The 9,158-nt window shown below is 70.5% G+C and carries 10 protein-coding genes; 2 read left to right on the top strand and 8 right to left on the bottom strand.

Features of this window, described 5'->3' with window-relative positions; all coding sequences use genetic code 11:
• Positions 1-154: 154 nt before the first annotated feature.
• From AC2W7M_RS13750 to AC2W7M_RS13715, 8 genes are all read right to left on the bottom strand, one after another.
• A complete protein-coding gene (locus tag AC2W7M_RS13750) occupies positions 155-676 on the bottom strand; it encodes a flavin reductase family protein (protein WP_486132837.1) in 522 nt (173 codons plus the stop codon).
• Positions 673-1,989 carry an LLM class flavin-dependent oxidoreductase gene (locus tag AC2W7M_RS13745; RefSeq protein WP_486132836.1) on the bottom strand — a complete coding sequence of 439 codons (1,317 nt, stop codon included), beginning with the start codon at positions 1,987-1,989 and terminating at the stop codon, positions 673-675. The genes AC2W7M_RS13750 and AC2W7M_RS13745 overlap by 4 nt, the downstream gene beginning before the upstream one ends.
• 226 nt (positions 1,990-2,215) lie before the next feature.
• Positions 2,216-3,406 (bottom strand): ABC transporter substrate-binding protein, encoded by a 1,191-nt coding sequence (locus tag AC2W7M_RS13740; protein ID WP_486132835.1) that lies wholly within the window; start codon positions 3,404-3,406, stop codon positions 2,216-2,218.
• A gap of 33 nt (positions 3,407-3,439) precedes the next feature.
• Complete coding sequence (locus AC2W7M_RS13735) at positions 3,440-3,970, bottom strand: carboxymuconolactone decarboxylase family protein (RefSeq protein ID WP_486132834.1); 531 nt, start codon at positions 3,968-3,970, stop codon at positions 3,440-3,442.
• 52 nt (positions 3,971-4,022) lie between these two features.
• Positions 4,023-4,979 carry a branched-chain amino acid ABC transporter permease gene (locus AC2W7M_RS13730; RefSeq protein WP_486132833.1) on the bottom strand — a complete coding sequence of 319 codons (957 nt, stop codon included), beginning with the start codon at positions 4,977-4,979 and terminating at the stop codon, positions 4,023-4,025.
• 10 nt (positions 4,980-4,989) lie between these two features.
• Entirely contained in the window at positions 4,990-5,853 is an 864-nt protein-coding gene (locus AC2W7M_RS13725) for a branched-chain amino acid ABC transporter permease (RefSeq protein WP_486132832.1), read from the bottom strand.
• A gap of 1 nt (position 5,854) precedes the next feature.
• Entirely contained in the window at positions 5,855-6,628 is a 774-nt protein-coding gene (locus AC2W7M_RS13720) for a branched-chain amino acid ABC transporter ATP-binding protein (protein WP_486132831.1), read from the bottom strand.
• The gene (locus AC2W7M_RS13715) at positions 6,625-7,389 is read right to left on the bottom strand and encodes an ABC transporter ATP-binding protein (RefSeq protein ID WP_486132830.1); all 765 of its coding nucleotides are present in this window, start codon (positions 7,387-7,389) and stop codon (positions 6,625-6,627) included. Before AC2W7M_RS13715 ends, AC2W7M_RS13720 begins: the two co-directional genes overlap by 4 nt.
• 196 nt (positions 7,390-7,585) lie before the next feature.
• Between AC2W7M_RS13715 and AC2W7M_RS13710 the strand changes: the two genes are divergently transcribed.
• Together AC2W7M_RS13710 and AC2W7M_RS13705 are read left to right on the top strand one after the other, a co-directional pair.
• The gene (locus tag AC2W7M_RS13710; protein WP_486132829.1) at positions 7,586-8,458 is read left to right on the top strand and encodes a LysR substrate-binding domain-containing protein; all 873 of its coding nucleotides are present in this window, start codon (positions 7,586-7,588) and stop codon (positions 8,456-8,458) included.
• 129 nt (positions 8,459-8,587) lie between these two features.
• Positions 8,588-9,158: DsbA family oxidoreductase (locus AC2W7M_RS13705; RefSeq protein WP_486132828.1), on the top strand; the 571-nt coding region annotated here is incomplete at its 3' end.

Genomic DNA, 9,158 nt, shown 5'->3' with positions numbered 1-9,158 from the left:
CGTCCAAGCGATCTCCAGTCCAGGGTCTACGTCTCGGGACGGCGGCCGCGGCGGCGGCCTCGGTGCCGCACGCCTATCCGCCCCTATTGCGGCTACTATCCCTATCCGCCCTGCTACTGAGGCGGCAGGTCCGGGGAGGCGGCGCGGCGCCGCCTCAGCCATGGACATGCGGGGCGAGCCGGCGGTAGGCGCCGCTGAAATAGAGCAGCGGCTCGGCGTCCGCCGTGCGCACCTCGACCACCTCGCCGATGAAGATGGTGTGGGTGCCGGCGTCGTGGCGCTCGTGAAGCCGGCAATCCAGGCTCGCCGCCGCCTCGGCCAGCAGCGGGCATCCGGTCTCTCCCTGCGCGAAGGCCAGCCCCTCGAACGGGCGCTCCATGCGCTGCGCGAAGCGCGCGGCGACGTGGTCCTGGTCGTGCGCCAGGATGTTCACCGCGAATGCGCCGCCCCGCTCGATCAGGCCGTGCGACGCGGTCTCCCGGTTCACCACCGCCAGGAGCCGCGGCGGGCTGGCGCTGACGCTGCACACGGCGGTGGCGGTCATGCCGTTGAGCCGCCCGTCGGCGCAGGAGGTGATCACCGTCACCCCCGCCGCCAGCGCCCGCATGCCGGCCTTGAAGGCGGCCGCGTCCACCGCCGGAGGGTGCAGCGCGAACGGCCGCGCGGCGGCGCTCATCGCGCGCCCTCCTTCACCATGTCGCGCAGCATGCCGCCGGCATAGCCCGCGCGCAGGTAGCCGCGCGCCTGGAGGATCGGCACCACCGCGCTGACGAAGCTCTCGAACGTGTCCGGCAGGAAGGCGGGCGAGACCACGAAGCCGTCCGCCGCGCCGCTGTCGATGATGGCGATCAGCTCCTCCGCCACGTCCTCGGCCGTGCCCACGAGGCGCGGGCACATGACGCCGCGCGCATAGACGCCGCCCGCCTCGGCGATGGTCATGGAGCCATCCGGCGTGATCGAGCGCAGGGCGGCGATGTTGCCCTGGCTGCCGGTGGCGGCGATCTCGTTCACCGTCGCGTCCATGGGCAGGCCGGAGAAGTCCGTGTTGGCGTGGGCGGCGAGCGTCGAGAGCCCGGCCACCGGATCGGCGAGGCTGTCGTGCAGCGCCAGCAGTTCGTTCGCCTCGGCGCGGGTGGCGCCGATGAAGGGCATCACCGCCATCAGCACCTTGCTGCCGCCGGGCCGGCCGGCGTCGGCGAGGGCGGCGTCCACGTCGGTCTTGAACACCTTCATGCGCTCGATATTGGGCTGGAGCGCGAAGATGATGTCGGACCAGCGCGCCGCGAAGCGCTTGCCGCGCCCCGACGAGCCCGCCTGCACGATCACCGGCCGACCCTGCGGGCTCCTCGGGATGTTGAGCGGCCCGCGCGACTGGAACCAGCGGCCCTCGTGCTTCACGTAATGCACCTTGTCCGGGTCGGCATAGAGGCCGGCGGCGCGGTCGAGGATCAGCGCGTCCTCGTCCCAGCTGTCCCAAAGCTTGAAGGCGAGCTCCATGAACTCGTCGGCGCGGTCGTAGCGCTCGTCGTGGCCGAGATGGGGCACCGAGCCGTAGTTCAGCGCCTCGCCGTCATTCATGGAGGTGACGACGTTCCACGCCGCGCGCCCGCCGGAGATGTGGTCGAGCGTCGCGAACTCGCGGGCGATGTTGTAGGGCGCGTCATAGGTGGTGGAGCGCGTGCCGCCGAGGCCGATATGCCGCGTCACCGCCGCCATGGCGCCCAAGATCGGCAGCGGGTCCATGCGGGTGGAATCCTGGTCGCCGTGGCGGATGCCGGCCACATGGCTGTCGGCATAGCGGTCGGCGATGGCGAGGCGGTCGGCGAAGAACAGGAAGTCGAAGCATCCCTGCTCCAGCAGCTGGGCGATGCGGGCATAGTGGGCAAGGCTCAGGAACGGCGTCTCGTGCTTCGGGTTGCGCCAGATGGCGTGGCTGTGCACCACCGGGCCGGCGATCAGAAATCCGCACAGATGCATGTGTTTGGGCATGGCTCGTCCTCCCTTGTCCCGGTGTGGGCAAGGCTTGTCGGTTCACGCGCAGGGGACCGCGCGTGCCGGTGTGAACAATCGCTGTTTCGCTCGTCAGGCCCCGGTCTGTCCGGGGCATCCACGGAGCCGCTCATCCTGCTCCCGGAAGCCAAAGGGCCGGCCCGGTTGCGCAGTGGATCCCCCGGACAAGCCGGGGGATGGCGGCTGTCTTGCGGACGTCAGCCGGTCAGGTGATGACGCCCACCATCTCGTTCTTCCCGTTCTTGACCACCTGGACCAGGAAGGAGCGGTTGATCTGGTCGCCCTTGGCGTCGAAGTCGCAGCTGGCGCCGGCGCCGACGAACTTGATCTTCTTGCCGGCGCGGATCATCTCCAGGCCCTTCACCACGTCGTCCACCTCCTCGCCGGGCGGGTTGCAGACCTCGAACACCGACTTCGCCCACACCTTTGCCTCGGAGGACTTGGCGTGCTCCATGGCGAGCGCGGTGGCGCAGATCTGGTCGTGGGCGTTGCCGGCGAACAGGAACACCGTGCCGGCCGGCGCCCCCATCTCCTTCACGAACTTCTTGTAGGCGGGCGAGTCCAGCGGCGGGGCGGGCTGGATGTGGTAGATGCCGTTCGCCACTTCCGGCCCCACCGCCTGGAGGAACTTGCCCTCCGCGTCGGCGCCGATGGAGAGCGAGACGATCTTCGACTTGAAGCCGCCGCGATAGACCTCCTTGGCGATGGAGACGAAGTCGGTCAGCAGCGACAGGCAGAACACCGCGTCGGGGTCGGCGCCGAACGCCTTCTCGACCTCGGAGCGGTAGGACGGCTGGTCGGGGTTGTACATCACCACCTGCGAGACCTTGCCGCCGAGCTTCTCCATCTCCGCCTTGAAGGGCTCGATCATCGCCACCACGAACGGGTTCTGCTGCGCCAGCACCACCACGTTCTTGGCGCCGACGTCCTTCATCACCTTGGCGCCGGCGGGACCCCAGGAGGTGCTCTTCGCCTGGAAGCGGAACACCATGCCCTTGTTGTCGCCGTCGGTGACCGCGTTGGCGGCGCAGGAGACCATCTGCACCTTGTCGGCGGCGAGGATGATGGGCTTGGCCGCGAGCGCGATCGGGCTGCCCCAGAAGCCGCCCACCAGCTCCACCTTGTTCACCTCCAAGAGCTTCTTGGTGCCGGTGACGCCGACGGTGGGGTTGGTCTCGGAATCCTCGATGAACAGCTTGAGCTTGCGCCCGCCGAGGATGCCGCCGGCATCGTTCACCTGCTTCACCACCAGTTCGGCGGCCTTCTTCATGTCCGGGCCGTAGGGGCCGGTGGCGCCGGAGAAGGGCAGCACCATGCCGAGCGGCACCTCGGCCGCCTGCGCGGCGGCGGGGGTGCGCAGCAAAGCGGCGGCGGGCAGGGCGGCAAGGCCGGCCATCAGCCTGGCGGCGGGAGGGCGAGAATTTCGGGCTCACGGCTGTTCTCCTCTGGATGGTTGGTCTTGTGTCGGGTGGAGATGGAGCAGGGCTTCGGCCGCGCCGTCGTCGATCTGGAGCGCGTCGTTGAAGCGGTTGAAGAAGCCGGCGAGCGCGCTGCGCAGCGTCAGCTCGACGATCTGGCTCTCGGTGAAGTGGGCCCGCAGGCGCTCGAACACGCCATCGCGGATGCCCCAGGCGCGCGTCGTGACGAGGCCGGCATAGTCGATCACCGCCCGGTCGGCGGCGTCGAAGGCAGGATGGTCGCTCGACGGCAGCGCCGCCACCGCCTCCGCCGGGATGCCTTCCACCGCCAGCAGAGGCGTGTGGTGGGAGACGCAATAGGGGCAGGCATTGAGCTTGGAGACGGTGACCACCGCCAGCTCGATGTAGCGGAACGGCACGCCTTCCCGCGCCCGAAGCTCCATCAGCATGCGGTAGAGGTGGTCGAGGGCGGGCGGCACGTGGGCCAGCACCGCCGCTTGGTCGCGGAAGTCCGCATAGCCGCCGGCGAAGGCCTCGAACACGTGAGCGCTTGCGGGCGGCAGGTCGGCCGCGGTGAGGGGGCGACGCGGGGCATCAGGCCTTGCCTCCCTCGGCGAGGGCGCCGTTGGGCGCACGGGCGGCCGGGTCCTTCGGGAAGAACTCGCCGTAGCGGCGCTTCGGCTCCGCCACGAGGCCCTGCGGGCGCAGGATCAGCATGAGCACGATGCCCACCCCGATCAGGCCGAGCCGCAGCGCCGAGAGCTGCACGCCGTCGATCCAGGGGACCAGGTCCTTCAGGAAGCGCGTCGCCTCCAGGATCAGCATGATCGAGCCGGCGCCGAGGATCAGGCCGAGGTTCGAGCCGCGGCCGCCGGCGATCACCGCCATGAAGGCATAGGCGGTGATGATGGGCGTGAACTGCGAGGGGTCGATATAGGTGAGGAAGAAGGCGTGCAGCGCCCCGGCGAGCCCCATGATCGCCCCGCCCACCGCGAAGGCACGCACGCGCAGCGCCAGCACCGGCTTGCCGAGCGCGGCGGTGACGGTGGGGTCGTCGCGCACCGCGCGCAGGACGCGGCCGAAGGGCGAGCGCACCAGCGCCTCGCTGAAGGCGAACGCTGCCGCCACCAGCACCACGGCGAACACCAGGATCACCCCGTCGCCCCAGCCGGCCGGGGTCATGCCGGCGAACGGGCGCGGAATGCCGGAGATGCCGAGCGCGCCGCCGGTGAGCCAGCCCTCGTTCAGCAGCAGGATGCGCACGATCTCGCCGAAGCCGATGGTGACGATGGCGAGGTAATTCTCCTCCAGCCGGATGGTGAGCAGCGACAGCAGCATGGAGAGGCCGGCGCACAGCAGCGCGGCGAACGCCATGGCGGCGAGCCATCCCACGTGCGGGCCGGTGATGGCGACCGCATAGGCGCCGAGCGCGACGAAGCCGGAGACGCCGAAGTTCACGAGGCCCGCAAGGCCCCATTGCAAATTGAGCGCGAGGCCCACCAGCGCCGCGATGGCGACGAAGATGACGACCGTGACGAGATAGGAGATCATGGGCGCGCCCTCACTTGCGCACGGCCTTGGCACCGAACAGGCCGTTGGTGCGGAACAGGAGCAGCAGCAGGATCACGCTGAAGCTGACGATCTGCCGGTAGCTGGGCGGCAGGACGAGGGTGGACACCTCCTCGGCGATGCCGATCAGCAGCGCCCCCGCCACCGCGCCCATGGGGCTGCCCAGCCCGCCCAGGATGGCGGCGGCGAAGATCGGGATCTGGTAGTTCCAGCCCATCAGCGGATCGATGGCGCGGTCGAGCCCGGCCAGCACGCCGGCGATGCCGATCAGCGCGCCGGTGAGCATCCAGGTGATGCGCGCCACCGTGCGCCGCTCCACCCCGCGCACCGCCGCGAGCGAAGGATTGTCCGCCACCGCCCGCATGGCGCGCCCGAGCGGCGAGGCGGTGAGCAGCAGATGGAACAGGAGGAGCGCGACGATCACCACGCCCGCCGTGGTCATCTGCTCGTAATTGATGCGGATGCCGTTCCAGCGGATCGGCCGCGCCACCGCGAGGTCGAAGCTGCGCGCCGCGTTGCCGAAGGCGAAGCGGCAGATGTTCTCGATCACCAGCGACACGCCCATGGAGGCGACCAGGAGCGTGATGGAGCCGCGCTCGCGCAGGCGCTCGAACACCAGTTCGTCGGTGAGGACGCAGGCGAGCCCCACCACCAGCGCCGCGAAGGCGGCGGCCATGGAGAGCGGCAGGCCGAAGGTCACGTTGGCGAGATAGCCGGCATAGGCGCCGAGGGTGAGGAGCGCGCCCACCGCGAAGTTGGCGAAGCGCATGATGCCGAAGATCAGGGTCAGCGCCAGCGCCGGCAGCGCGAGCAGCAGGCCGGTGACGAGGCCGTTGAGGAAGAGCTGCGCGACCATCTCAGGCCTCCTTGCCGAAGAACAGGCCGGCGAGGTCCGCCTGCTTCACGTCGCCCGCCTTGGCGCGCAGGCTGAGGCGGCCGGCCACCAGCACCACCACCTCGTCGGCGATGGCGAGCGCGGCGGCGACGTTCTGCTCGACGAGGAGGACGGTGACCCCGGCCTCGCGCACCCGCACCACCGCCTCCATGGTCTCGCCGACGATCTTCGGCGAGAGGCCGGCGGAGGGCTCGTCCAGCAGCAGCACTTCCGGGTTGGCCAGCAGGGCGCAGGCGAAGGCCAGCATCTGCCGCTGGCCGCCGGAGAGGTTGCCGGCGAGCGTCTTCGGCCGCTGGCCGAGCTCGGGGAAGAGCCCGAGCACCCGCTCGCGCTGGCCCGGCCCGACGCCGGCGCGGCCGCGGATGAACTCGGTGGCGAGCTTCAGGTTCTCGGCGATGGTGAGGGAGGCGAACACGTTCGCCTCCTGCGGCACGTAAGCGAGCCCCGCCGCCACGCGCCGGGCCGGCGAGAGGGCGGTGATGTCGCGCCCGGTGACCTCGATGCGGCCGGCCCGGGCGGGCAGCAGGCCCGCCAGGATCTTGATGAAGGACGACTTGCCGGAGCCGTTCGGGCCGATGACGGTGACGATGGTCTCCGGCCTCTGGATCATGTCGATGCCGCAGACGATGTCGCCGCCGCGGCCGTAGCCGGCGCGCAGGCCAGCGACCGCGAGCGCGTGGTCGCGCGGATCGTCGAGGGCGGGAGCGGGCGGCGGGGCGGCGGCGTGCGCGTTCATGCGGCGACCCCGAGATAGGCGTCGACGACGCGCGGGTCGGCGGTGGCCTCGGCGAAGGTGCCGGAGACGAGCGCGCGGCCCTGCGCCAGCACGTGCACCCGGTCGCACACCTCTTCGACCAGGTGCATGTCGTGCTCGACGATGCCGAAGGAGAGGCCCTCCGCCTTCAGCTCGCGCACAAGGCGGATGATCTCCTCCCGCAGCGGCGGCGAGACGCCGGCGCCCGGCTCGTCGAGCAGGATGAGTTTGGGCTGCATCAGCAGCGCGCGCGCCACCTCCAAGAGCTTCTTCTGGCCGCCGGAGAGCAGGCCGGAAGGCTGGTCGGCGAGCTTGACGAGGCCGACGCGCTCCAAGAGGCGCCGGGCCTCGGCGGCGTTGGCGCGCTCTTGCGCCCACCATTTCGGCCGCGCCAGGAGCGCGCCGGTGAGCGTCTCGCCCGCCTGGTGGGGCGGGGCGATGAGCAGGGTCTCGAACACGGAGAGGCTGCCGAGTTCGCGCACGATCTGGAACGAGCGCACCACGCCCTTGGCCGCCATGCGGTGGGCGGCAAGGCCGGTCACGTCCTCGCCCTCGAAGAGGACGGTGCCGGCATCGGGCTTGGCGAGGCCGGTCAAGGCGTTGAGCAGGGTGGTCTTGCCCGCGCCGTTGGGGCCGATGAGGCCTGTCACCTCACCGCGCGCAAGGTCGACGCTGCAATCGTCGAGGGCGGCGACACCGCCATAGCGCCGGGTCAGTCCACGGACATCGAGGAAGGGTTCCAAGGCGGCACATCTCCCGCGGCGATGCCTCGGAAATGCCTCTTCCGTGGGCAGGGCGCCTTTTTGATATGCATCAAATCCGAAGAGTTTGATGAAGAAATGAACAGATGATCTGTCCGTATTCCAAATTAGATCGAGGATCAGTCATGAAATCAAATTTATATTGCTTTGCACAAAGCGTAATTTTATTTATCAGTCCATGTCGAGAAGCCTGGAGATCGGCCTGCTGCGCACCTTCGTGCTCCTGGTGGAGGAGAAGAGCGTCACCAAGGTCGCGCGGCGGCTGAACCGCACCCAGCCCGCCATCAGCCTGCAAATCAGGCGCCTGGAGGAGGCGGCGGGCTTTCCCCTGTTCGAGGCGGACCTGCGGCACCTGCGCCTGTCGCGCCATGGCGAGATGCTGCTGCCGCACGCCCGCACCATGCTGCGGCTCGACGAGGAGGCGCGCCTGCGCCTCGCCGCCGACGAGGTGGAGGGGCGCGTGACGCTCGGCTGCCCAGACCTCTACGCCGCCTTCCTGCTGCCGGAGACGCTGGCGCGCTTCCGCGCCAGCTATCCGGCGGTGGAGGTGACGGTGCGCTGCGCGCTCTCGCGCCAGCTCGCCGAGGACATGTCCGACGGGCTGGTGGACCTCGCCATCGCCACCCGCATGCCGGGGGTGGCGCCGCGGGTGGGCATCGGCACGGTGCTGCGGCCGGAGGCGCTGGTCTGGCTCGGGGCCGAGGGCGGGGCGGCACACCGGGGCGATCCGCTGCCGCTCGCCATGCTGCCGGACGGCAACCTCTATCGCGATTTCGCCCTCGCCGCGCTCGACCGCGTCGGCCGGCGCTGGCGCATCGCCTGCATCTCGGAGAGCATCGCCGGCCTCCAGGCCATGGCGCTCGCCGACGCGGCGGTCTGCGTTCTCGCCCAGTCGGTGCGCACGCCCGGCCTCGTGGCGCTGCCGCCCTCTGGCGGACTGCCGCCGCTGGAGAGCGTCGACCTCATCCTGTGGCAGCGCCATCCCGGCGGCTCGCCCGCTGCTGACCACCTCGCCGCCCACATCCGCCGGGATGTCTCCGCGGGGCGGTAGGAACGGTCGTCCCAACGTCGGCCCGCACCCGATGGCGCCGTCGCGACAAGAACACCGGCCGGCGCGCGCCGCACGCCGCGGGCGGCTATGATGCAGGTCCGCGGATCGCAGGACGGCGAGGAGGGACCCATGGGCGTGACGGTCAAGGTGACTTCGGATTTCGTCTGCCCCTGGTGCCTGATCGGCGAGCGCCGGCTCGCTCGGGCCATCGGCGCGCTCGAGGGGGAGATCGACGTCACCGTCGAATGGCTGCCGTTCGAGCTCAATCCCGCCATGCCCGCCGAGGGCATGGACCGGCCCACCTACCGCGCCCTGAAGTTCGGCAGCGTGGAGCGCGGCCGCATCCTCGACGCGCGGACCATCGAGGCGGCGCAGGGCGACGGCATCGCCTTCGCATATGACAGGATCCTCCGGACTCCCAACACCTTCCTCGCCCACCGGCTGATGCGGCTCGCCGCCCACCATGACGTGGCGAGCCAATTGGCAGGCGCGCTGTTCGCCGCCTATTTCGAGCAGGGCCGCGACATCGGCGATGCGCAGGTGCTCGCCGACATCGCCGCCGACCAGGGGCTCGACCGGGCCCGCGTGGCGGTCTTCCTGTCCGGCGACGAAGGGGCCGGCGAGGTGCGCGCGATCGAGCGGGCGCAGCAGGCGGCCGGCGTCGACGGCGTGCCCCTTCTTCGATATTGGCGGGCTCGCG

The sequence above is a fragment of the Xanthobacter sp. BG11Y11_SDJG genome (assembly GCF_057364445.1).
Note: the sequence above shows the minus strand (reverse complement) of the source record. Positions and strands in the feature narration are given on the sequence as shown.